Consider the following 22,857-nt stretch of genomic DNA (forward strand, 5'->3'; position numbering starts at 1 on the left):
TCACGCCCATGCCGGTGTCCAGGTCTCGGCGCGGTCGGGCCCCGTCACGGTGGCGAGGTGATCGCGGAGGGCCGCGAGCGCCGGGTGCCGATTGTCCCGATGCCTGACCAGGGAATGCGGATAGACCGGCGTCGGATTCCGCACGTCGATACGGCGCAGGTCATGGTGGGCGGGCCAGACCAGCCGGGTCTGCTCCCCCACGAAGGTCGCCAGCGAACGGGACCCGGCGATGGTGTCCAGCAACGGCTCCACCCCGAAGTCGGGCCCGTTGCTCTCGATACTGAGCCCGAACGCGGCGGCGAGCGCGTCGTAATAGGCGGCCCACTCGGTGCCGGGAACAAGACCCGGCATCCAGATCCGATGCCCGACGAGGTCGGCCGGGGTGACGGTCCGGGCGCCGGCGAGTGCGTGGGCCGGCCCGGTGAGGAGCTGGACGGGTTCGTCGAAGGCCCGGCTGACCTCGATGTCGTCGGGGAGCCGGCGTCCGGTCGTGGTGACGGCACGGAAGGACGCGTCGACCGTGCCGGAACGGATCGCGTCGACAGCCGCGTCGGCATCGAAGAGGGTCACGACGTCCAACTCGACCTCGGGGCAGGCGCGATGGAAGTCCCGCAGCACCGCGGCCGGGGCCAGTCCCCGCCCGATCACGTCGACCCGCAGCGCCCGGTGCCCGGGCCGCACGGAGGCGTACGCCCGCGCCTCGGCACGCAGCAACTCACGCGCGTACGGCAGGAACGCCCGCCCGTCGACGGTCAGTTCGGCCCCACGCGGGGTCCGCGCGAACAGCCGCACGCCTACGACCCGCTCCAGTGCGGCGACCCGCTTGGAGACGGCCTGCTGGGTGATCGACAACTCCGTGGCGGCATCGTGGAAACGGCCCGCGTCCACGATGGCCACGAAGGTGCGCACAGCGTCGAGGTCCACGCCTGCGACGATACGGGCGACCACTGACAATGGCTGTTCGCCAGCAGATACAACCAGGGGTTGTGACGCCTCGGCGGGTCGGTTGTTTGATCCCGGCGGGTCGGACTCGCTTTGATACCGGGGCCGTAGCCGGGTCGGTGGTCTATGGCTTGTGGTCGTAGTCGGGGTCGGGGTCGGGGCCATGGTCGGCGTCGGCGTCTTCGGCGGAGAGAGCGTGAGGTGGGGCGGGGCTATGGCGGGGAGACGGGCGCTGGGGCGTCGCTTCGGGTGGCTGTGGGCGTCGTTCGCGGTCAGCTCGTACGGCACCGGGCTCGGCTTCGGCGCGTTCTCGTTCATGGCGATCCTCGTGCTGCACTCCGGGCCGACCCAGGTCGCGGTGCTCGCCGCGTCGGGGCGGGCGGTGGGCGCGCTGGTCGCCGTACCGCTGGGGCCGTGGGTGGAGTTCCGCCGCAAGCGGCCGGTGATGATCGCGATGGACCTGACCCGGTTCGGGGCGCTGCTGACGGTCCCGGTCGCGTTCGCGTTCGGGCTGCTCACCTTCGCGCAGCTTCTCGTCGTATCGATCGTCGTCGCCGCGGCGAACATCGCGTTCAACGCGGCGAGCGGCTCGTACCTGAAGTCGCTGATCCCGTCGGAGGACCTGCTGGTCGCGAACTCCCGCTTCGAGTCGACGACTTGGACCTCGACGATGCTCGGGCCGCCGCTGGGCGGGGCGGCGATCGGGCTGTTCGGCCCGGTGACGACAGTCGTGGCCGACGCAGTCAGCTATCTGCTCTCGGCGCTCGGCATCCGTGCCATCGGCGGGACGGAACCGCGCCCCGAGCGGACCGGCGGCCCCCGGCTGCGCGCGGGCGACCTGCTCGAAGGCTGGCGCTACATCCTCGCCCACCCCACCCTGCGCCCGCTGCTCCTCAACGCGATGACGGTCAACGGCCTGATCATGGCCGCCGAACCGCTGCTCGCCGTACTCCTCCTGGGACACCTCGGCTTCTCGCCCTGGCAGTACGCCCTCGCCCTCGCGGCCTCCTCGGGCGCCGGCGGCTTCATCGGCTCCCGCCTCGCCCGCCCGCTGGCGGCGCGGTTCGGGCAACGCAGGGTGATGCTGATCTCGGGAACACTGCGCGCATGCTGGCCGATCGGCCTGGCGTTCGTCACGCCCGGCGTCCCCGGGATGCTCCTCGTCACGGCCCTCCAACTCGCCATGGTGACCTGCATCGGCGTCTTCAACCCCCTCCTGTCCACCGCCCGCCTCGAAGACACCGCCCCCGACCGGGTCGCCCGCACCCTGACGGCCTGGTCGATCAGCACGAGCGCGGCGATCGCGGCGATGACGGCGGCGTGGGGGGTGTTGGCTTCGGTCACCGGCGCGCGTACGGCGATCGCGATCGCGGGGGTGTTGTTGCTGGTGTCGCCGGTGTTGTTGCCGAGGCAGTCGACCGGGGCGGCCGAGACACCGGGTGTGGTCGGGGAGCCGGGTGTGGTCGCGGAGCCGGGTGTGGTCGGGGAGCCGGACGCGGTGGAGGGCGTCTGAATCGGTGGGTGGAGAGTCTCGACGGCGTCTGAATCGGCGGCACAAAAGGGCAGCCGCCGGCACCCGGTCCCACCACCCAGCAGCACCCCCCTATCCCACCCCTCCCTCCCCTCCTCCCCCGCTAACCTCCCCCCATGATCCGCACCGCGACCCCCACCGACATCCCCGTCATCCACGCCCTGATCCGCGAACTCGCCGCCTACGAAAAGGAACCCCAGGAGGCGAGGGCGACCCCGGAACAACTCCACGAGGCCCTCTTCGGCCAACACCCCGGCGCCTACGCCCACATCGCGACCGACGACACCACCGGCGAACCGATCGGCTTCGCGCTCTGGTTCCTCAACTTCTCGACCTGGCGCGGCGTCCACGGCATCTACCTGGAGGACCTCTACGTCCGCCCCACCGCCCGAGGCGCCGGCCACGGCAAGGCCCTCCTCACCGAACTGGCCCGCATCTGCGTAGCGCGCGGCTACGAGCGCCTGGAGTGGTCCGTCCTCGACTGGAACCGCCCCGCGATCGACTTCTACGAGGCGCTGGGCGCCCGACCGCAGGACGAGTGGACGGTGTACCGACTGACGGACGGGGCGTTGCGGAAGTTGGGCTCGCCGAACGGGAGTTGAGGGGCACGGCGAAAATTCGCGCGCACGATCATGTGAAGACTGGGCAGGGTCGGGGCATGAGCTTCACGGATATGCCAACTTTTTTACCGGGCCTCGAACTCTCCCGCCGTTTCTACACAGAAGCCGTCCGCCCCCTCCTGGAGGACGCCGCCCCCGACATCCCGCACTCCGCCGCCCGCATCGGCAGCGGCTCCGAGGTCCTCGGCTACGACACCCCGCGCTCGACGGACCACGAATGGGGCCCGCGTCTCCAGCTCTTCCTCCGCCCCAGGGACGTCCCCCGCCACGCGGGCCGCATCCGACACCACCTCGCCGAACACCTCCCGAAAACCTTCCACGGCTACCCGACGAACTTCGCCGAGACGCCCGACGGCGACGTCCGCGTCATGCGCACCACGACCGGCCCGGTCCACCACAGGGTCGAAGTCACCCACACCACGGCATGGTTCAGGGCAACGCTCGGCTTCGCCCCGACGCAGGACATCACCACGGCCGACTGGCTGACGCCCCCCACGCAACTCCTGGCCGAGGTCACAGGCGGCGCGGTCTTCCACGACGGCCTGCACGAACTCGGCCCCGCCCGCCACGCCCTCCGCTGGTACCCCCGAGACGTCTGGCTCCACGTCCTGGCCCGCCAGTGGAACCGCATCTCCCAGGAGGAGGCCTTCGTAGGCCGCTGCGGCGAGGTCGGCGACGAACTCGGCTCGGCGACAATCGCCGCGAGCCTGACCCAGACCCTGATGCGCCTGTGCCTCCTGATGGACCGCCGCTACCCCCCGTACAACAAATGGCTCGGCACAGCCTTCGCCCGCACAACAGCCGGCCACCGCCTGATCCCGGTCCTGACGGCAGCCCTGTCGGCCACGGACTGGCACACAAGAGAAAAACACCTCGCCTACGCCTACGAAGCGGTGGCAGGCATCCACAACCAACTCAACCTGACCGACCGCGTGGACCCCACCACCCGCCCCTACCACTCCAGACCCTTCCGAGTCCTCCACGCGGAACGCTTCACCAACGCCCTGACGGCCCGCATCACGGACCCGACGCTGAAGAGGCTGCCTGACGATGTACGGAAGCCTGGGGTGGATGGAGCCTGACCTGGGCATTTCCTGCGAGATCCCGGTCAGCTTCGAACCGGCGGTCTGTGCATTACAAACTCGTACTGAAACTCAAAGAGATGTCCGGCCTTGGCCTTCACCGTGACCTCGATCGGATGCTCTCGATTGCGGTAGGCCACGCGGAACGATCGAAGCGCGGATAGGTGTCCTAGTAGGCGCACGGGCGGACATCCGATCCACCGTGTCACGCGGCAGGTACCCCATCCAGGTGAGGAGGGCCGGCGTCCCACCACGAATCTTCCGCTTCTCAGCCATCGCTGTCCCCCGGGCAAGCTCGGCCGGGTAGTAGGACTTCACCCGGTTCAACCCGTATCTCGTCGTACGAGAGAACTTGACTCCTCGGGACGGCCATTCCCCCCTCGCTCAGCCCGAGCGCTGCGGTCGGCTGTCCGGCGTCTGCCGGTCGGACGGTCTCCTGCCGGCACTCCCGAACCGTGACGCTCGCGGGGAAGGCGGCCACGTCGATCCGAAAGGGCCAACCGCCTCCGGCAAGTCTGCTACTCCCACCACCGGCCGGCGAAAACACAGACTGACCGGCAGCACAAAGTCGTCTTCAGCCGCCCGGACGGCAGCCCCGTCGCTGCCCACGACGATTGGGGGAAGGGTTCAAGGAACTGCTGGAGGAGCCCCCGGCATCGCCACCCGCCGCCGGTACGACGGAGCCGCCACACACCTTCACGTCGGCTCCGGAACTCGCCCCGGAACCCCGCCACATCCGACAAACACGAAAGCCCAGCTCAGACACTGTCTGGGCTGGGCTTCGGAGAGAGCCCCCTGTCGGATTCGAACCGACGACCTACGCATTACAAGTCCGGGCGGGATCTTGCTGGTTGGTTCCGGACGCTGACTTGGTGTCCGAAACTGCCAGCTCAGGACAGGTGCTGCTCCGTGGTCAGTCCACGCGGTGATGGTCTCTGCCACCTCATCCGCTCACGCATCGCTCACGCACGGCGAGGCACTGAGCAGCGTCTTCGTACGCTCGCGGGTCACGCCTGGGGAGCGGGTTTCGTCCGGCGGCCTCCGGTCTTGAGGCACATAGGTGACCGTCTGGGGTGCGGTGAAGCTGCATGCCGTCCAGGAGCGTGCGACGTGCTCGTGGACGGACGGGCGCATGTCGGCGACCGCAACCGCGATGCGTCACGACTCGCGATCGGTCAGCTCGGGATCCGCGTGTCCTTCGACCACCTCACGGGCCACATCCCTCAGCGGTCGCTGACGTGATCGAGCGTATTTGCGGAGGAGGTCGAAGGCTTCGTCCGGGGTCACCGTCCGGCGGGTCGCAAGGACGCCCTTTGCCTGTTCGATGACGACGCGGCTGGTCAGTGCCCGTTCCAGTTGGGCGGCGAGCGTCCGGCTCCGGTCGGCCTCGCGGGCACTCTCCAGGATGACGGCGGTGAAGTCCGCGAGTGACCTGCCGAGAACCAGCGTCTCCGGGGAGAAGGTACGCCCTGCGCAGGACAGCAGGATGAGCGCACCGCTCGCTCCGCTCGTTCGGGTGTGCTCGCCCAGAGGGAGGGCCACGACGTGCGAGTAGCCCAGGCTCAGCGCCTGCGGGGTGTAGTGCGGCCACCGGCGCCTGGTGCGACTGTTGTCGAAAGCGGCCTGGGCCCAGGGCCCCGCGTCAGGGTGGTGACAGTCGTAGCCTGGACCCTCCCGCCATCCGACGGCCTCGTGTTCCAAGTGGGACACCTGGGGGTTGGAGCCCACCACGCGCGCCCCGTCGTAGTCCTCGGGCGTGAACACCACGGCCGCGGCGCGGGTGCCGAGCAGGGCCGGGGCACGGTGGGCCAGGACGGACAAGGGCCCGGGCACGTCTGACGAAGTGTCCGCCGTGCTGCCCGCCAGGGCCACGAATGCGTCGGCCAGGCGCTGTTCGGGCGTCATCGTGCCTCTTCCTCAGGTGAGTTTCAGGTGTCCGTGCAGGATCTGCAGGGCGACGGCGTCGGGGGACACGTCCTCGGCGAACGCCCGGGCCTTGATGAGAGCCAGCGCGTCGGCGACGGAGCAGCCGATCCGCGCGGACAGCACGCCCGTCGCCTGCTGAACGGTGGCCCGGACGTCGGTTCCGCCGTAGAGGTCCGGGTCTGCGTCGGGATCGAGCAGCACGATGCGGGTGAGTGCCTCGGCCACCTCGGCGAGATGGGCGGGCCTCGCGTCCGCGGGCCGTGGGTCGAAAACCGTCAGCGCCCCGATGCAGCTGTCCTGCGTGCGCAGCGGTACGGCGGCCACCAAGGTGATGCCAAGCGAGACCAGGGAGGGCCCGTATTCTGGCCAGCGCGCCGCGATCTCGGGCCCGGACGCATGCACCGGACGGTATCCCGCCGCCGCGTCCTGGCCCGGTCCCTCGCCGAGAACGTACTCCAGGTCCTGCGCCGTACGGGACAGCTGGTCGGACACGGCGACCGCGAGCTGGTTCTGCTCCGTGTCGAGTAAGGTCACCGCCGCGCTGGCGGTACCGCACTCCTCGGCGACCACCGTCATGAACCGCGGCTGGGTACCCCGCCCTCCGGCCCAGGCTGTCGCGCGAAGGGCGAAGTCGTCCTGGAGGCGGGCCGAGGCACGATGGCACTCGGCGGTTCGACGGTGCGCCCTCGCGATCTGGGCGTGGAACTCCCGGCCGGGTTTCCTCGCCAGCAGTTCGTGCCGCTCGGCTGCCGCTTCCGCCCTGTCCGCGCGCTCACGGGCCAGCGCGGCACGTTGCCGTGCCACCGCTGCCAGCCCGGGGTCCTCCGTACGCCCCTGCGGGTCCATGAGTCCGAGGCTACGCCGCGAGGTCAGTCGGCGTCGTCGCTTCGGCTCTCTTCCATCATCAGGACGACGCCCCCGTGGTTCCCGCCGAACGGGGAGAAGAACACGTCGCAGGTGATGGGCCGGCCGATGCGGCTCGTGGCCTCCACACCGACCGGGCCGGAGCGTTTGCGGGTCTCCAGACACCGCTCCACGACGGGCCGCAGCTTCTGGGTGGGCAGCCCGAAGTCCAGCTCGAAGAAGGGGTCGCCGACCACCTCGTCCGCGCGCAGTCCCCACAGGTCGACGGCACCCCGGTTCCAGCTCTTGACCTTCAGATCCTCGCCCAGGACCACCACACCCGCCGCGATGCTCGTCAGAACTGCCTCCAGGAACGCCCTGGCCTCGTCCAGTTCGTCCGTACGGATGCGCATCTCCTCGTTCATCGTCTCCAGTTCCTCGTTGCCGGACTGGAGTTCCTCGTTGGTGGTCTCCAACTCCTCGTTGGTGGACTGGAGTTCCTCGTTGGTGGTCTCCAACTCCTCCACGCTGGACTGGAGTTCCTCGTTGGTGGTCTCCAACTCCTCGTTGGTGGACTGAAGTTCCTCGTACGCCGTCTCCAACTCCTCTCGGACTCTTTTGACCTCGGACTTTAGATGTGTGGCGACGGTCACGTCGGTGAACGAGATCGCTGTGGCGACGTGCAGCCCGCCGGGCCCGGTGAGTGGCTGGATGAGGATGTCGAAGTACTGGACCTCCTCGCCCACCCGGCGCTCGACCCGGTTGACCCGGAGGGTCCGGCGTTCGTGTGTGGACTGGTCGATCAGGGAACGGAGTTCGACCGGCCGGTAGGAGACCTCCAGATCCTGGAAGGGGCGGCCGATGTCACTGGTGGTCAGGCCGAGCTGGGTCCTGGCCTGACCGTTGATCACCACGACGGTTCCGTCGCCGTCGAGGGCGATGGACGGGGTCGGCCCGGCGTCGAGCACCAGGTCGCGCAACTGTCGAGCGCGCGCAACGGAGTTCCCCTCGGCGCCTGTGCCCGTCCTGAGTTTCAAGGGAGCCGGATGATAGGTCAGTCCGTTGCTGCCGATCCGGCGCCGGAAGACACGCTGACGCATGTTCACCACTTCGAACCGCTCGCTGTCGTTCAGCAGCATCTCGGCCTTGCCGAGGAAGAGGAAACCGGCGGGGCGCAGGGCGAAGTGGAAGCGGTCGACGATCTTCGTCTGGGCCTCGACGTTGAAGTACATCAGAGTGTTCCGGCACACGAGCAGGTCGAGCCGGGAGATCGGGGCGTCACGGGTGATGTCGTGCCGCCCGAAGATCACCCGCCGCCGCAGGTCCGGAAGGAAGCTGAACTGCGCGCCGTTCTGCTCGAAGTACTTCTCCCGCAGCTCCGGGGGAAGCGCTTCCAGCGACTTCGGCGTGTACAACCCCGACCGGGCCTCGCGCAACGCCTCCTCGTCGACGTCCGTGGCATAGATCTTGACCCGCCGCACGCACTCCTCGACGCCCAGCGCCTCCGCGAACATGATGGCCAGCGAGTACGGCTCCTCGCCGCTGGAACAGCCCGCGCTCCACACCCTGATCTCCTGGTCCGGATCAAGAGTCGTCAGCAACTCGGGGACGACCTCGTGCTGGAGAAGAGTCCACGCCTCCATGTCGCGGAAGAAGGAGGTGACGTTGATCAGGATCGTGTTGAAGAGCGCGCCGAATTCATCCGCGTTGGTCTCCAGGAGATCCCGGTAGTCCGGGTGCGAGTGGATACCGACGTCCGTCATCCGCTTGTGGATGCGGCGGGACAATGTGGAGCGCTTGTAGCCGGTGAAGTCGAAGCCGCGGGCCTCGCGGATGAAGACGAGCAGCTCCTCCAGCGCCTCGTTGCCTTCGGAGTCCTGCGGTTCACCCATCACTGCCTCTTGGCCTCGACAAGTCCGCGTACGACCGCGGCGATCTCCTCAAGAGGTAGCACGAAGTCCACCGCTCCCGTGTCCACCGCCGACTGCGGCATCCCCGAGAACTCGGCGGTCCGCGGATCCTGGGCGATCACCGTGCCACCGCGTGACTTGACGGCGTCGACTCCCATGGCGCCGTCCTGGCCGGTCCCGGTGAGCACGCAGGCGATCGCCTCCGACCCGTAGGCACCGGCGACCGATTCGAAGAGAAGGTCGGCGGAAGGGCGTACGAAGTGGACGAGCTCGGAGTTGGACAGGCTCAGCACGCCGCCGGAGCCGACGAGGAGGTGGCGGTCGGGAGGGGCGATGTAGACGGTGCCGGGCTGCACGTGCTCCTCCGCCTCCGCAAGCTTGACCCGAAGCGTTGTCCGGCGAGCCAGGACCTCGGCCAGCACTGTCCGGTGCCGCGGGTCGAGGTGCTGGACCAACAGCACCGGGACGGGCAGGTCGGGGCCCAGCGCGCCGAGCAGCGTACTCAGTGCCTGGATGCCGCCCGCGGACGACGCGACGGCGACAATGCTGTAGTGATCTGCGGGTGGCTCGTCGCGCGTCACGACATGAGCGTAGCGGAACGGGGTCGGCCGCTGAGGAGCTGAAGCTGTCGGCGGGCGCCCAGGTTCACGGCCGGCACCTTCCGGAGTGACTGCCTGGTCCGATTGCACCCTTTAGGCTCCTTATCAAGAATATAAGCAAAATTACACCCTGAAGAGGGAACCCACTCCAAGGCGAAGCGTTTCTGCTCAGAGGCTCGGCCTACCCCTGACATGGGTTGGCCTAAAGTTGCCCCTGTCGTCACCCGAGCCCCCGGTGGCTGTGCACATCCGTTGTCGCCCGCTTCCCCATCGAGGCGGGCATCTCGCGAAACCCACGGAGACGCAGCGATGCCACGGGAGCCCACCTCTTACGCCCAGCAGATTCACATCCACGAGACGCAAGGGCGAACCGTCGTCCAACTGCTCGGCGAGATAGACATAGCCGTCGTGCTTCTGATCACCGCCGCGGTGGATGCGACAACAGGCCGCCCGAATTCCCATGTCGTGGTCGATCTCCGCCCTGTCGAGTTCCTCGACTGCTGCGGGCTGGGGTTGCTGTGCCGTGCACGGCGACGCACCGAGGAACGGGGCGGACACCTGACACTCGTCTGCCCCCAGCCGGGCATCCGCAGGATGATCCGGATCGTCGGCCTCAGCCAGGTCTTCGTCCTGACGAACACACTGGCCGAAGCACTCGACGGTCGCATGTCCGTGAGTTGAGAGCGCACCCGCACCGGACCGAGGCTTCCTGTCGGGCAGCCCGATTCGTGGACTGTTACTCCGTGCACTAGCCCTGAGCTGCTGGCCAGGAGGCTGCGTCTTCGTCGAAACAGCAGTGCCGGCCTGTGCACTGGGCCGTTACCAAAGCTGGATTCGGGTGCTGCTGTCCGGCCGCGGCAGGCAGCGGAGCTGGACGTGGCCGAGTCGCTGCGGCTGCTGGGCAATGTGGGGCCAGGCCGGGTGCTGTTCACCCGGAACACGCTGCCGGCTATCGGTCCGGTCGACCACATCCCGGCCGTCGACGACGTCATCGTGCGGACCCATCGGGGTTCCGCGATGGCCGCGTACGGCCGGGGCACCGGCGCCCGCACCGTACTCGCCTACGAAACCGACGGCATCGACGCCATCAGCCATCTCAGCTGGAGCATAGTCGTCACCGGCTCTGCCCACCTGGTCACGGACCCGGCCGAGCTGGACAACTCCCGCGGCCGTCTGCGGCCATGGGCCGACCCGCTCACGGATCTTGCCGTGCACATCCACCCCGAGGTGATCACCGGCCTGCGTCTGACCGTCTGAAAGGACCACCCCTCTTCTCTTCCGTCAATGGAAGAGCACGGCTCATCTCCGCCTGATCGGTGTCGACGCGTTGTTCTGCTGCCGCCGAAGTAACCGGGCCGGGCGGTGCTGCCCACCGGGCCGCCTGCACCACTGGCGCAGCTGGCCGGCAGCCGGTTACCGGCCGGATCGCGTACTGCCGCCGCTACCAGGACGGGTATACCGTGGACAACGAGGTTCGCGCGCGTTTCATCACCTGTAACTGGTGAAGGACTGCCGACCCACATATTTCATCTTTCGGCCCCCTGCCCCCGGGCCACAGTGACCATCCGACCACTGTGAGCGGGCTGGAGCCGCATCGCCGACAACGCAGCTCCAGCCCTTCGTCCTCCCCAGCCCTCTTCGAGACCAGGGTGTACTCCGGTACGCCCCGGGTGGGGTGGTGAGGACGGGTCAGTGTGAGACGGCGAGGGGGGGACCTCGGTGCCGTCTTCGCACGTACGGCCGCCGCCCGTGTCAGGCTGCATGCGGCGGCGGCCGTGGACCATTCCAGCACCGATGTCCCGGGCCGGAGCACGCCTTGACGGGCTGTTGACGGCGAGGAACAACGACACCGGGGCGGCGCGACGGCCGCCCCGAGACAGGTTCACCTCATGGAACCGACTGCCCCTCATCCCTCAACCGGCGCGCAGCGCTCCTCACCGCTGCCGGTGCGACTTTCGCTGACGCCCTACCAAGCCGTCCCCGGCGGATTCGACGGCGCCTGGTGGCCCCACTCCCGCAATCTCAGCGCCGAACTCCCCGGCCTGGTCGAGGCGATGGAGGGGGTGGGCAGCATCACCAGGGTCATCGTGGGGATCGAGCCGTGGCCCGACATCCCGCATCGGGTCTCCGTCGGCGGGCACATCGTGACCGCCGGATGGTTCGTGTCCAGTCACGAACAGAACGAGATCGTGCTCTGCTCCTACCTCAAGGGCTTTCGCACCCTGCTCGTCATTCCTCCCGCAACCGCGCCCGGCGCCGCCGACTGGCTGATGAACACACCAGTCCCGGCCGACGGCAGCCGCACCGCCACCCAACTCCTGACCATCGCAACGACCCGCTCCGAAAAGGCATCCCACGAGGCGCCTCTACTCCCATCCGTCAAGTGACACCTCAGGACCGTTATTGAGATAGCCGTAGAGGGCACTGGCCGTTGTGTCCACAAATGCCTCTGGGATGGCGTCGGTATCGATCCAGCGAACCTGGGCGTGCTTGCGGGGTTCACGATTTTCGGGTTCGCCGGTCCACTCGTGGGCGGTGAAGACGACGGTGAGAAAGCCGTTGGGAGCTTCAACGCCCCAGGCGCCGTGAATGATGTGCGCGACCTTGAGGGACTGCGGTTTCACGGTCAGGCCGGTCTCCTCGTACAGTTCGCGCACGGCGGTTTCGGTGATGGGCTCACCTGGCTCGCTCTTGCCAACGGGAAGATCCCACATCCCCTGGGCGAACTTGGCGTTCTGACTCCGCTGGAGGAGGACGACGCGGTTGGTGGCCTTGTCGTGGACGATGACGGCGGCGACCAGCAAGGTCATGGATTCGAGGGCGGGCGGTAGAGGTTTGGGCTGGTCGTCGGTTGTCCGCTGAGCCACGGCTGGTGTCCCTTCGTCGGCCGGTTGGTGGGCAGCTTAGGCCAGTGCTTCGCGTGCGCGGCGGGCGAGTTCGGTGGCTCCCGGCACTTTGCGGCGCTGATAGATGGAGAGGGTGGAGCGGAGCGAGGTGATCGCTTTGCGGGTGCGGTCGGAGGCCATGCCCTCCATGAGGGTCAGGGCCTGCGCCCAGGCAGCTACGGCCTCGTCGGCGCGGGCTTGGGCGGCGAGGCTGTCGCCGAGGTCGGCGTAGGTGAGGGCATGGACGCGCTTGTACGTCTCGGGGTCCCAACGGATCAGGGCGTCTCGGTGCTGCTGTTCGGTGCCGATGTGGTCGGCGAGGTCGGTGAGGGTGCGGGCGGTGTGGCTGGCGACAGTGCCGGCGGCGGGGCCGCTGACGCGGGAGTAACTGGGCTGAGGAACGTCGTCGCGCAGGAGAGCGTCTTCGGCGGCGAGCAGGGCGCGGGCCGCTGCGGGCCTCTCACCGACGGCGGCGAAGGCGCGGGCGTGGGTGATGTGGAGGAGCGCTTCGGTCTGGCCGTCGACGTGGCCGAGGCCGCGGACGAGCGCGCCTTCAACGAGATCGACGCAGTGATGGGGCTGCTTGAGACTCAGCGCCTGGTGGGCGAGGGCCCGCATCATCCAGGCGGCGTGACCGTGCGGGTCGGCTTCCCAAGCGAGCTGGTAGCCGACCTGGTAGTAGCGCTGGGCGGCGCCCTCCTGGCCGAGGTCGTGGTGCTTCCAGCCCGCCAGGTAGGAGAGTTCGGCCACCGCGCCGAAGGCTGCCCGCCGTAGGGCTTCGCTCGCGTAGCGGCCCCGGAGCATGGGCGCGGCCGTGTCGGCGAGGTACGCGGTGACCGTGGTCAGGCCGTGGCCGCCGCCGAGGCGTTCGTCTGCCGCGCTGAAGGCCGCGGTGATCTGCCGTACGACGTCCACGTCCTCCGTTCCGACCACTGACGTACCGGTGCGGGCGCGGAGCATGCGGGCGGTGGCCTCGTGGTCGTGGGCGAGCGGCATGGCGACACCGGCGGTTGTGAAGGCGGCCACCGCTAGGAAGCGGCGGCGCTCAACATCGGCCCGGCCGAGGTCAGTTGCGGCGAGAACCGGATCCCCTTCGGTCGCCCCCTCGCCATCAGGTTCTCGTAGTCCGATCTCGGTCTGGGTGATGATGCGGCCCGTTCGGCGGGAGAGGGCCTCGGCGAGGTACTGGCCGGTCCGGCCGGTGGGCTGGCGGGTGCCGTTAGCCCAGTGGGAGACGGCCGACTTGTTGGTCTGGAGGATCTCGCCGTTCTCGGCCGCGATGCGCCGGACGTCCCGCGCCAGGGCCTCGTACGTGCAGCCGGTCGCGGAAATGGTGTCGCGCAGACGGGAGTTGGGGTCTCTCGGCGCTGCCACGCTCGCCTCCCGTCCGGGGCTGTAAACCGCGTATACCGCTTCAACTGCCTCTCACCGTACCCACTGTGCGTGACGGAGGGTTCACTAATCATCAGCCGCCCGGCCCCGGTCCGACACCGTGACCAGGCTCCCCCTTCGGCCGGGCGGCCCCCGAAGTTCCGTACGCCTACACCGGGTTCGGGCATTCCTGTGCCCGGACCCGGCCGATCAGAGACGGAGACACGGTGACCACCATCGACACCGCGACCATCACGGTCGTACTGCCCGAGGCGTTCGACGAGCGCTGGAGCCGCCTGCCCGGCATCCAGATCGACGGCCGGCGCATCACCATCGACCCGGCCGAGTACTTCTTCCGCTTCGAGTCCAGCACGTGGCTCGTCGCCGACTGGGAGCTGGTCAAGTCCCAGCTCCTGGACGTGGAGGAGACGACCGAGAGCGCGGTCGAGCAACTCGCGCTGGAGTTCATCAAGACCCACGCCACGTCCACCTCGGACGCCGCCCGGGTGCTCGCCACCGCCTACGAGGTGTACGCGTACCTCTTCCGCGACGAGCACCTCCCCGCGCTCGGCCTGCCGCAGTTCACCGTCGACCACCTGCGGATGCTGCGCGAGGCGGCCACGCTGATGGCGCTGAACAAGGTCGAGTTGGACGGGCGCATCTCCAACGTCGGCCCGTGCTGGTTCTTCCCCGCCGCCACCTCCGTTGTCTTCGACCTGGACGACGAGACGGGCGGCATGCTCGACGAGGTCTACCACGGCGGCTGGTTCAACGAGCACCGCCGCATCGAGGCCATCAAGGCCCACGCCGCCCTCGGCGGACGGCTCGTGCACGGCTGCCAGTCCGTGCCCGACCAGAGCGGTGGCGTCGTGGCGCCCTACGGTGCCTCGATGAACACCTTCCGCGACGACCTCGCCGCCTTCAAGTCCGGCTGGATCGAGCAGGTCTACGCCCACCGCGTGACCCCGGCCGCGTAGCACCACCGCCCTGGCTCCGGGGCGAGCCGGCACCTCTCGCCCGCCCCGGACGCCACCAACCCCCTGGAGCCCCACGTGACCGCGAACCCCAGCACCGAACTCCTCGACAACCTGCTCACCCTGGCCAGCCACACCACCACCGTTCGCGAGGAGGTGCGCGTGTGGTCCATGTCCGGCGTCGAGCGCCTGACCTTCCCCGACACCACCACCGCCATCTTCAAGTACGCCAAGAAGCCCTTCGACAGCGAAGACCAAGCCCTCCGGCTGGCCCACACCCTCGGCGTCCCGGTGCCCACAGTTCACGCCTCCGCAGTCCTGGACGGCTGGCTCGGCATGCTGCTGGAAGACCTCGGCGCTCCGATTCGCGAGGCCGACGACCTCGACGGCGCAGCCGCAGCCGTCGTCCTGCACGCCACCCGCACCGCCTCCGCCCTGCCCGTCCTCGACCAGGAACGACTGCGCACCCTGCCGAGCCGAGCCCTGGAGCACCTCGCCCAACTCCGCAAAGCCGACCGGTGGCAGGACACGGACGACGTCGAAGACGCACTCGACCAGATCGCCCAAGCCGCCGAGACCCGCTCGGCCGGTACGACGGTGGCGCCGTTCGGCTGGGTGCACTCCGAGTTCCACCCCACCAGCCTCCACATCGGCCGACACGGCTGGCGGCTGCTGGACTTCGCCCGCGCCTTCACCGGCCCCGGCCTCCTCGACCTCGCCAGCTGGCACGGCACCCTCGACACCCCCGACCCCGTACGCCTCCGGGTCTTCCTGGACACGTATGTCACCGAGGGCGGCACCCCCGACGCGCTCGCCGAACGTGGCGGGCTGCCCGCCGAGAAGTGGGCATTGGGCTGGCACCGCATGTGGGCCGTCGAGTGGTTCATGGAGCAGTCGATCCGCTGGATCAACGACCCAGCCACCGACCCCGCGTACATCAAGGCCGTACGCCGCCACCTCACCGACGTCCTCCACCTCCTGGAGGTCTAAAGTGCCCACCGCCCAGGCTTCCCCCTGGTACGTCCACGCGTTGCAACGCACCACGGCTGCTCCCGCCGAGCCGCTGTCCGTACCCGCCCGGATGGAATGGACCACCCGGCCCGGCAGCGGACCCGGCGCCGAAATCCTCGGCCCGGACCTGCGCCACAAGCGACTGCTCGAACTCGGCTGCGGCCCCGGCCACAACGCCGCCCACCTCGCCACCCGCTACGGCGCCCACGTCACCGGCGTCGACCTCGTCGGCCTACAAGTCCGCCGAGCCCGCTCGCACTACGGCCGGCTGAACAACCTCACCTTCGTCGCCGGCCACGCCCTGCACTACCTGCAAGCCACAGACGAGCAGTTCGACGCCGTCTACTCAGTCTTCGGCGCCATCGGTCTCGTAGCCCCCGAGCTTCTGCTCACGGCCATCGCCCAGCACCTCAAACCCGGGCGCACTCTCGCCTTCTCGGTTCCGCACCCCCAGCGCGGCGGCCTACGCCCCGCCACCGACGACCGGCCCCGCCGCGACTTCGTCACCCTCCCAGACCGCAGCCGACTCCCCATCGCCCGCTGGGACTTCGACACCAATCGCTGGGAGAAACACCTCGACCGCGCCGGGCTCTGGCTCACGTCGGCCGAGGAGTTCCATGACGCGCGCCACGGTGGCCGCTGGCCCACCACTCTCCTCATCACCGCGCGCAAACTTTGACCCCACCCCGGCTCCCCTGGGAGAAACCGATGCGCCCGCCCTACCTGCTCCTCGACGTCGACGGCGTCCTCATCCCCTTCCCGGAGGCTGACGGTGCCAGTCCGGCAACCCACAACCGGCACGATGTCGTGCCCGCTGACCGGAGCGCAGACGACCCGGTCACCATCTGGCTCAACCCCGCGCATGGCACCCTGCTCATGCAAGTGATCCGGACCGGCCTGGTCACCCCCGTCTGGTGCACCAGCTGGCGCCACGACGCCAGCACCCTGATCGGACCGCTCCTCGGCCTCCCACCCCTGCCGTACGTCGACCTCCCACGCCCGCAGATCACCACCAGCCACCCCAACGGGTACCTGTGGAAACGCGATCACGTCGACACCTGGCTCAGCGACGCACCCGTCATCTGGATCGACGACGACTTCACCGCCCTCGACCACGAATGGGCCGCAGAGCGCACCGCCCGCGGCCAGGCGACCACGCTCGTCCAGCCTGATCCCCACGTCGGTCTGCTGCCCGAGCATCTGGTCGAGGTCCTGGCGTGGGCCGCGCTGCTGCTCGTTGCACAGGCCGATGTCCCAGCCGTTCCGCGTGAAGCCGAAGCCGCATAGCGGAGACAAGTCGCAGGACGTGCTGGTGCCCTCACCACCGCGAAAGGCGAGGGCACCAGTCTGGCTTGGATGTGCTGGCTGGGCAGACGAAGCGTTTCCCGCCTACCGACGCTGTTGATGCTGCTGTTCAGCAGTTGTCGCCGCTACCGGTGAGGGCTGGGGCCCCCGGCTCTGCTGGACAGGCGTCGAGCTTGCAATGGTCGAGCGTCGGCGGGCAGCCTCGGCACGGCGGTTGGGCACGGCGTCTCGGCCGGTGTGCTGGATGCGGGTGATGAGCACGCTGGCGGGTTGGCGGGCAGTGTCCAACTCGCGCTGGGCAGCAGCCTCCTTGAGGAGCTGATGGGGTTGGTGGCCGCGGGCTTCGGCGTCGGCGAGGACGGTGGCGAGTGCTGGCCAGGCCGGATCGGTGAGGATCCGCTCGGCGTGGTCGGGGACAGCTGCTCGTACATCGCTGACCAGAACACGACGCACCTCCTCCCTTGGCGGTCGGGCTGCGAGTTCGGCGAGCGTCGGAGCTAGCGCACGGTCGGCGGCTGTCTGAAGGTGCTGGACGGCCTGGCGGGCGGCGTCGGTCTGCTGGGCGTGGTTCTGCGCTTCGTGCCAGCGCCCGGCGACAATCGCGGCCCAGACCAGAGCTGCGATCAAGGCAGCCAGCGCGCTGCCGTCGGACCCTGTGGCGGTGTGGACGATGTCACGTGCCGCACTGCGCAGGGCGTGCGCGGCACGGTCTTCCGCCCGGACCTGAGACCGTTGAGCTCGCGCGAACGCCCTTGAGGCGGCTTGGAGTTGTGGGTGCAGGTTGTCGGGGGCCTTCTGGGCGGTGGCCTCAATCAGCTCGCCGAGGCCGGCGATGTGGGCTTGGGCATGGGCGTCGTCGGTGAGATCGGTGTGGAGGGTGTCGAGGGCATCGGTGGCTTGTTGCCAAGGGGTGCTGGGGCGGCTGCGGCGGGCGGTGGGGTGCTCCTCCGGTACGACGTTTTCCAGGCGGGCCTGGAGCTTGGGCAGGGTGAGGTCGGGGGCGATCCTCTTGCCCGAGTGGAAGATCTGTTCGCCCTGACTGTTGAGGTCGCCGGGACGCCCGGCGGCGTAGCCAAGGAGATCTCCTGACGGTCCGCGCCTGGCCTTGATCGGGATGCCGTCGGCTTCGAGGTAGGCAAGTAGTTCCTCGGCGCTCTTGGCGTGAGGGATCGCAGCGCGGATTCGGTCTTCGAGCCACTCGGGGCTGGTCTGCTCCCAGCCGAGCCGTTTGGCCTTGTGCATCTCGGCCTGGGTGGGTCGGCGGGTGCCGGTGCGGTCACCCTTCTTCAACTGGCGGAGCCCGTAGTCTTTTTCGATCTCGCGGCATGCGTCGCCGACGCGGAGGCCGCTGTCGTGGAGTTTGGGGCGGCGGCCGTCTTCGCGGACGGTGGTGGCGAGGATGTGGATGTGGTCGTCGGCGTGGCGTACGGCGATCCAGCGGCAAGCCAGGTCGTCACCGGCGGGGGCGATCCCGGCCGCCTCGACGATGCGCTGGGCGATCTCACCCCACTCGGCGTCGGAGAGGTAGCGGTCTTCGGGGGCGGCGCGGACGGGGCAGTGCCAGACGTGGTCGGTGACCTTCTTGCCGAACTCGCTGTTGCGCAGCCGGACGGGCTCGTCGAGATGGCGGGCCAGTTCGGTGAGGGTGGCGTTCTCGTCGCGGCCGGGGTCGGGCATGCCGAGCATCGCGAACCCCGCCACGATGTGCGGATCAAGGTGTTCGTCCTGGCGGCCAGGACCGTAGAGATAGGCGAGCAGGCCGCGGGTGTTGGACCCGGCCTGTTTGATGGCAGCGATCACGCGGACGCCTCAGTCTCTGGGTCGACGGGCTGGCGCAGGGCTTCGGCGATCAGCTCCAGCAGGTCGTGGAGTTCGGTGAGGCGCCGGCGGATATCGGGTGGGGTTTGGTCGCTGTTGAGGGCACGGGCGATCTGGTTGACGTTGACGCCGATCCGGTTGAGTTCGCGCAGGACCTGGGCGCGGAAGATGTGCGTGCGGCGGCGGTCCTCGGACAGGGGCAAGTTGGCGGTGAACCTGCCGGCGACGAAGGCGAGGACGATGTCAGCGGCGAATCCGGAGTCGCCCTTGTAGCCGTGCTCGGCGGCTGCCTCCTGAAGCTGGGTGTGCTCGTCGCCGGTGAAACGCAGAGGGCCGACGCGGACGACGCGCTTGGTGCCGGTGAAGCGGCGGATCGTAGGCTGCACGCTCTGCACAGCGGGCTCGCCGGCGGCGGTCTCGGCGGCGCGGACAGAATGGAGCACTTCGCGCTGGACGGTGTGGAGCGTGTCCGAGTCGGGGCCGCCCTCGGCCCCGAACTCCTGGTCCGGCGCCCCCTGGCGCTGGGCCGTCTCCGCCACCCCCGGGGCGGAGACCCCCGAAGACCGGCCATGAGTCGGACTCGGGGTACTACTGGCTCCGCCAGGGGCAGCCCGTCCGAACGCGCGGCGCAAACGCCCCATCAGCGTAGGTGACTTCCTCAACGGCAGCGGCTCGTCACGAGCGTCCTCGGGGTGGTGCGGGTCGTGCGTCATGGGCGGTTCTCCAGCAAAGGCGCTAGGGCAGGCATGTGATCGGGAGGGTCCGGTGGAGCACGGGTGGCCACCGCCTCGTCCACAGGTGTGGATGAGCAGGGGCGCGTGGGACGGTGACCCGCAGGCCGGGTGACCGGAAAGGGATCGGGTCACCCGGCAGAGGTTCCGGTCAGCCGCTGGCCGGACCGGTGTCGGAGGCGGCTTCGGGCTGGGCCCGGAGGGTGTCCATCACCTCAGTCAGCCGCTTACTGCCGATCGTCAGCCCCTTGTCCTCAACTGCCGTTCGGACAACGGCTCGGGTGAGCTTGCCCTGCTCAGCGGCAGCAGCCCGTCCGATCTCCACGAGTACGTCGAGCGGGGCTCCGGGCGGACGGCCACCGCGCGGCTTGCTCTCCGCAGCATCGGAAAGGGGTTCCGGCGACTGGACGGATCCGGCGGCCGGTAGCTCAGTGGCCTGGACGGGCTGGCGCGGTAGCTCGGCGGGTTGGACGCGCTCAACTGGAGTCTCAGCAGGCTGTGCGACCGCGACGGACGACGGCTCGGCAGGCTGGACGGATGTGGTGACCGCTAGTTCCGCTACCTGCATGGAGACCGGGTTCGAGTGGTCGCCAGGCTGCTCGACGAGTTGGTGGATCTGCCGCATCAGCACGCCGAAGGCCACCATCGCGGCGGTCGGTGGCACTGCGGCGACCACGTAGTCGAGGCGCGGGACGGTGCCGGCGTTGCCCGTGCCGCTGACCCCGGCGACGTTCAGCGCGATGGAGCCGGCCGACCCGATGGCGGTCACGGCGATGGCCCAGCCGTCGGTGACCCGGCGCAGACCCGCGCGGAGCATGAGCAGTTCGCCCGCAACGATGAACGCGTCCAGTGTGGCGGGCCACGCCCAGCGGCGAACCGGTGACGTTCCCAGCCCGTGCTGGCCGGCGACGTCGGCCAAGTGCGCGTAGGAGAGCCAGAACGCTCCGGCGGTCAGGGCGACAATGACGATGCCGGCCGCGCCGAGCACGTATCGCTCGGCATCGTGCTTGGTCATCGCCAGCCGCCCTTTGCCCGACCGGTCGCCCGGCGGCTGGGGAAGTGGTGGATGGGCGAGGGGCAGGGGGGTCAAGCGAGGCACTCCTGGGGTAGCGGTGTGGTGCGTCTTGGGCGTCTTGGCCGTTGCAAGCGCAGGTCAGGGCGGGTACGGCAGCGGCTTCGGTCTTCCGTCCCGGTGGGTGCCGTCGGCGTCTTCCGCCCTGCGGCAAGGGGGTTCAGGCAGTTCGTCGTGCCTGAACCCCGGCTCGGGTGGGCCTGTCCAGCCAGGACGATGCCGGTGCGTCTCCCGTCTCGACGGGCAGGGCCGTGACCAGCGCTGATACGGCAAGGACGCCTAAGACGTCGTAAGACGGATTTGGGCAGCGTCTTGGGCGGGCAACTCGCTGGTCGTGATCACGTTGCCGTCTTGACCTCGACTGCCGTCTCGGCCGCAGGCCGTTTGACCTGCGAGATCACGGCAGGGACGGCACGGACGGCAACCAGCGGGGCCCGGGCTCAGCCCTCGCTCCGGCGAGCGGGTTGGGCGTTCCCTGAGGGAACAGGGTGGACGGTGGGGCAGTATCGCCGCCAGGCGTCGAGGAACTTGTTGCGCATGTAGCCCTTGCGCTGGGTTCCGTCGGCCATCCGGACGTTGCCCGGCCTGATGTCGAAGTCCCGCAGCATCCTGCCCAGTTCGCGGGCGGTCAGGCCGCCGCGTCCCCACTCTGCCCAGGGGGCCTCGGGGTCCTGGCGCAGCTGATGGAGGAGTTCCTCGGTGGACAGGCTGTCCACCTCACGCTGAGCGGCGAAGACCCGGCGGATGTCGGCGAGGATCCGTGCGCCGCTGGGGTGGTCCTCCTCGGCCGCCGCTTCGGCGGCGACCATCCGCGCGCACGCCACACGAGCCCGCCGCGGCCAGGAACCACCGGCCAGGTCGGCGACGATCACCAGGGGCTCCCAGGTGTCGGCGGCGCGGTCTTCGACCGGCATGTCCGGCTCCAGGTTCGCGGCCTCGTTCAGCAGGGGCCTGGCCCACGCGTGGATGCGGTCGCGCAGATCGTGCAGGGCTGGGATGTCGCGGCGGGATCGGAAGGGCTTGACCTTCTCCCCTTCGGCCCGGCGGCGCATCCGGATCACCACCGCCCGGTCCATGACCGTGTCCGGCAGGTCGCCGATCCCTGCGATGGCCGCCATGGCGAAGGTGGCGAACTTGTGCGGGGTGTGGTCGTTGCCGACCACCCGGGTGACGTAACGGCCGCGCTGGTGACCGGCGTTCAGCAGGCCGCGCGTCTCCTCGTTCCGCTCCGCCTGCTTGGGCGTGCCGAAGATGGTGTCCGCCTCGTCCACCAGGAGCGTCGGCGGATCATCCTCACCGATGGAGCGGAAGATCGCCGCAGGCGTGGTGTTGATGGTCAGCATCGGCTCGTGGACCGTCTCGGTCAGCACGTCCAGCAGCCGCGACTTGCCGCACCGCTTCGCAGGGCCCACCACTGCCAGGCGCGGGGCGTGCTGCCACGCGGGCTGCAGGTGCGTCGCCGCCACCCACAAGGTGATCGCGTCCAGGGCCTCCGGCGAGGGCGCGATCACGAACTGGGCTATCTGCGACCGCAGTTCGTCCAGCAGCTTCGAGCCGTGGGTCGGCTCCGCATCGGGTATCACCTCCAGCCCGTTCGGCGCATCCGTCTCATCGGCGCTACGGACGGTCGCATTGCCCCCGTGACCCGGATCGGCGTCGTCGGCCTGTGCGGCGCGGAGGTGGGCGCCGGGCTGGCCGGGGACGGCGGTCGTGGGCCAGCTCGCCTTGATGGGGACGGAATAGGGCTCTGGGTTCTCGGGTTGCACTCGGCAGCTCCTCGTCTGGCGGTGTCGGGCGCGTATGTCCGTGCCGCCGGGTCGGTTCGCAGTGGATTGCTGGGGAGCTTTGGGGCCTCCGGCGTTGCACCGCCGGGGGCTCTCCCTCTTCTCGCAGGCGTTCGGGTACCGCGAGGGACCACGGACAGTACGGTCACACCTGTCCACAGTCCAGCGTCTCTGTGTCAGCTCAGCGCAGAAGCGACTGCTATGCACACGCCCCCTCATGCGGCCAGACCCAAGAGGGCCAGTAGATCTGCGGTCACCACCCGATAGGCGTTGCCCAGCCGCAGCACCTTGCACGGGTACAGACCCAGCTTCGCCAACTCGTATCCCTTGCTCCGCCCCAGCCCCAGTGCCCGGTTGCCCGTCTCCAGGTCAACAGCAGCGGGAAGCTCCAGCAGCTCCTCGCGGCTCATGCCCTTCACCCGGTCGGCGGGTTCGTTCGCACGCATACGCGCT

General features: G+C 69.2%; 22 protein-coding genes. 10 read left to right on the forward strand and 12 right to left on the reverse strand.

The annotated features are described in order from the left end of the window. A complete protein-coding gene (locus ACIBK4_RS20715; protein WP_398996198.1) occupies positions 1-924 on the reverse strand; it encodes a LysR family transcriptional regulator in 924 nt (307 codons plus the stop codon). A gap of 232 nt (positions 925-1,156) precedes the next feature. Here ACIBK4_RS20715 and ACIBK4_RS20720 point away from each other — a divergent pair, with 232 nt between their 5' ends. The 3 genes from ACIBK4_RS20720 (at position 1,157) to ACIBK4_RS20730 (ending at position 4,175) form a co-directional block, all read left to right on the forward strand. Beyond that, a complete protein-coding gene (locus tag ACIBK4_RS20720) occupies positions 1,157-2,455 on the forward strand; it encodes an MFS transporter (RefSeq protein ID WP_398996199.1) in 1,299 nt (432 codons plus the stop codon). A gap of 134 nt (positions 2,456-2,589) precedes the next feature. Beyond that, positions 2,590-3,075: a GNAT family N-acetyltransferase gene (locus ACIBK4_RS20725; RefSeq protein WP_398996200.1), complete on the forward strand. Its 486-nt coding sequence runs from the start codon at positions 2,590-2,592 to the stop codon at positions 3,073-3,075. 56 nt (positions 3,076-3,131) lie between these two features. After that, positions 3,132-4,175 (forward strand): DUF4037 domain-containing protein, encoded by a 1,044-nt coding sequence (locus ACIBK4_RS20730; RefSeq protein ID WP_398996201.1) that lies wholly within the window; start codon positions 3,132-3,134, stop codon positions 4,173-4,175. A gap of 1,158 nt (positions 4,176-5,333) precedes the next feature. Here the strand turns inward: ACIBK4_RS20730 and ACIBK4_RS20735 are convergent. The 4 genes from ACIBK4_RS20735 to ACIBK4_RS20750 are packed head-to-tail and all read right to left on the reverse strand — an operon-like array spanning position 5,334 to position 9,435. Then, positions 5,334-6,080, reverse strand: a complete 747-nt coding sequence (locus tag ACIBK4_RS20735; protein WP_398996202.1) for an ANTAR domain-containing response regulator — start codon at positions 6,078-6,080, stop codon at positions 5,334-5,336. Between the two features lie 12 nt (positions 6,081-6,092). Beyond that, entirely contained in the window at positions 6,093-6,947 is an 855-nt protein-coding gene (locus ACIBK4_RS20740; RefSeq protein ID WP_398996203.1) for a GAF and ANTAR domain-containing protein, read from the reverse strand. 23 nt (positions 6,948-6,970) lie between these two features. Then, complete coding sequence (locus ACIBK4_RS20745) at positions 6,971-8,836, reverse strand: CheR family methyltransferase (protein ID WP_398996204.1); 1,866 nt, start codon at positions 8,834-8,836, stop codon at positions 6,971-6,973. Continuing rightward, positions 8,836-9,435, reverse strand: coding sequence for a chemotaxis protein CheB (locus tag ACIBK4_RS20750; protein WP_398996205.1), 600 nt, complete (start codon positions 9,433-9,435; stop codon positions 8,836-8,838). The genes ACIBK4_RS20745 and ACIBK4_RS20750 overlap by 1 nt, the downstream gene beginning before the upstream one ends. A gap of 327 nt (positions 9,436-9,762) precedes the next feature. On the opposite strand from ACIBK4_RS20750, the gene ACIBK4_RS20755 reads away from it, so the two are divergent. From ACIBK4_RS20755 to ACIBK4_RS20765, 3 genes are all read left to right on the forward strand, one after another. Beyond that, positions 9,763-10,134: an STAS domain-containing protein gene (locus ACIBK4_RS20755; RefSeq protein ID WP_398996206.1), complete on the forward strand. Its 372-nt coding sequence runs from the start codon at positions 9,763-9,765 to the stop codon at positions 10,132-10,134. 195 nt (positions 10,135-10,329) lie between these two features. Continuing rightward, positions 10,330-10,710, forward strand: coding sequence for a pyridoxamine 5'-phosphate oxidase family protein (locus ACIBK4_RS20760; protein ID WP_398996207.1), 381 nt, complete (start codon positions 10,330-10,332; stop codon positions 10,708-10,710). A gap of 632 nt (positions 10,711-11,342) precedes the next feature. Beyond that, on the forward strand, positions 11,343-11,840 hold the full coding sequence (locus ACIBK4_RS20765; RefSeq protein WP_398996208.1) for a DUF5994 family protein: 498 nt from the start codon (positions 11,343-11,345) through the stop codon (positions 11,838-11,840). Here the strand turns inward: ACIBK4_RS20765 and ACIBK4_RS20770 are convergent. Further along, a complete protein-coding gene (locus tag ACIBK4_RS20770) occupies positions 11,820-12,320 on the reverse strand; it encodes an NUDIX domain-containing protein (RefSeq protein ID WP_398996209.1) in 501 nt (166 codons plus the stop codon). The two genes, ACIBK4_RS20765 and ACIBK4_RS20770, sit on opposite strands and share 21 nt — an antisense overlap. A 36-nt stretch (positions 12,321-12,356) precedes the next feature. After that, positions 12,357-13,712, reverse strand: a complete 1,356-nt coding sequence (locus ACIBK4_RS20775) for a tetratricopeptide repeat protein (protein WP_398996210.1) — start codon at positions 13,710-13,712, stop codon at positions 12,357-12,359. A gap of 224 nt (positions 13,713-13,936) precedes the next feature. Between ACIBK4_RS20775 and ACIBK4_RS20780 the strand changes: the two genes are divergently transcribed. The 4 genes from ACIBK4_RS20780 (at position 13,937) to ACIBK4_RS20795 (ending at position 16,981) form a co-directional block, all read left to right on the forward strand. Further along, positions 13,937-14,686, forward strand: coding sequence for a hypothetical protein (locus ACIBK4_RS20780; protein WP_398996211.1), 750 nt, complete (start codon positions 13,937-13,939; stop codon positions 14,684-14,686). Between the two features lie 75 nt (positions 14,687-14,761). Continuing rightward, on the forward strand, positions 14,762-15,673 hold the full coding sequence (locus ACIBK4_RS20785; protein ID WP_398996212.1) for an aminoglycoside phosphotransferase family protein: 912 nt from the start codon (positions 14,762-14,764) through the stop codon (positions 15,671-15,673). A 1-nt stretch (position 15,674) separates the two neighbouring features. Beyond that, positions 15,675-16,373: a class I SAM-dependent methyltransferase gene (locus ACIBK4_RS20790; protein WP_398996213.1), complete on the forward strand. Its 699-nt coding sequence runs from the start codon at positions 15,675-15,677 to the stop codon at positions 16,371-16,373. Positions 16,374-16,402: 29 nt separating this feature from the next. Continuing rightward, complete coding sequence (locus ACIBK4_RS20795) at positions 16,403-16,981, forward strand: HAD domain-containing protein (RefSeq protein WP_398996214.1); 579 nt, start codon at positions 16,403-16,405, stop codon at positions 16,979-16,981. A gap of 102 nt (positions 16,982-17,083) precedes the next feature. Here ACIBK4_RS20795 and ACIBK4_RS20800 read toward each other — a convergent pair whose 3' ends face one another. The 5 genes from ACIBK4_RS20800 to ACIBK4_RS20820 form a co-directional block, all read right to left on the reverse strand. Further along, a complete protein-coding gene (locus ACIBK4_RS20800) occupies positions 17,084-18,799 on the reverse strand; it encodes a relaxase/mobilization nuclease domain-containing protein (protein WP_398996215.1) in 1,716 nt (571 codons plus the stop codon). Next, positions 18,796-19,356, reverse strand: a complete 561-nt coding sequence (locus tag ACIBK4_RS20805) for a MobC family plasmid mobilization relaxosome protein (RefSeq protein ID WP_398996216.1) — start codon at positions 19,354-19,356, stop codon at positions 18,796-18,798. The genes ACIBK4_RS20800 and ACIBK4_RS20805 overlap by 4 nt, the downstream gene beginning before the upstream one ends. 343 nt (positions 19,357-19,699) lie before the next feature. Then, positions 19,700-20,563: a DUF2637 domain-containing protein gene (locus ACIBK4_RS20810; protein ID WP_398996217.1), complete on the reverse strand. Its 864-nt coding sequence runs from the start codon at positions 20,561-20,563 to the stop codon at positions 19,700-19,702. 497 nt (positions 20,564-21,060) lie between these two features. Next, positions 21,061-22,386: a DUF3631 domain-containing protein gene (locus ACIBK4_RS20815; RefSeq protein ID WP_398996218.1), complete on the reverse strand. Its 1,326-nt coding sequence runs from the start codon at positions 22,384-22,386 to the stop codon at positions 21,061-21,063. Positions 22,387-22,619: 233 nt separating this feature from the next. After that, positions 22,620-22,850, reverse strand: coding sequence for a hypothetical protein (locus ACIBK4_RS20820; RefSeq protein WP_398996219.1), 231 nt, complete (start codon positions 22,848-22,850; stop codon positions 22,620-22,622). Positions 22,851-22,857: the final 7 nt, after the last annotated feature.

The organism is Streptomyces sp. NPDC050528, assembly GCF_044457795.1.
GTDB lineage: Bacteria > Actinomycetota > Actinomycetes > Streptomycetales > Streptomycetaceae > Streptomyces.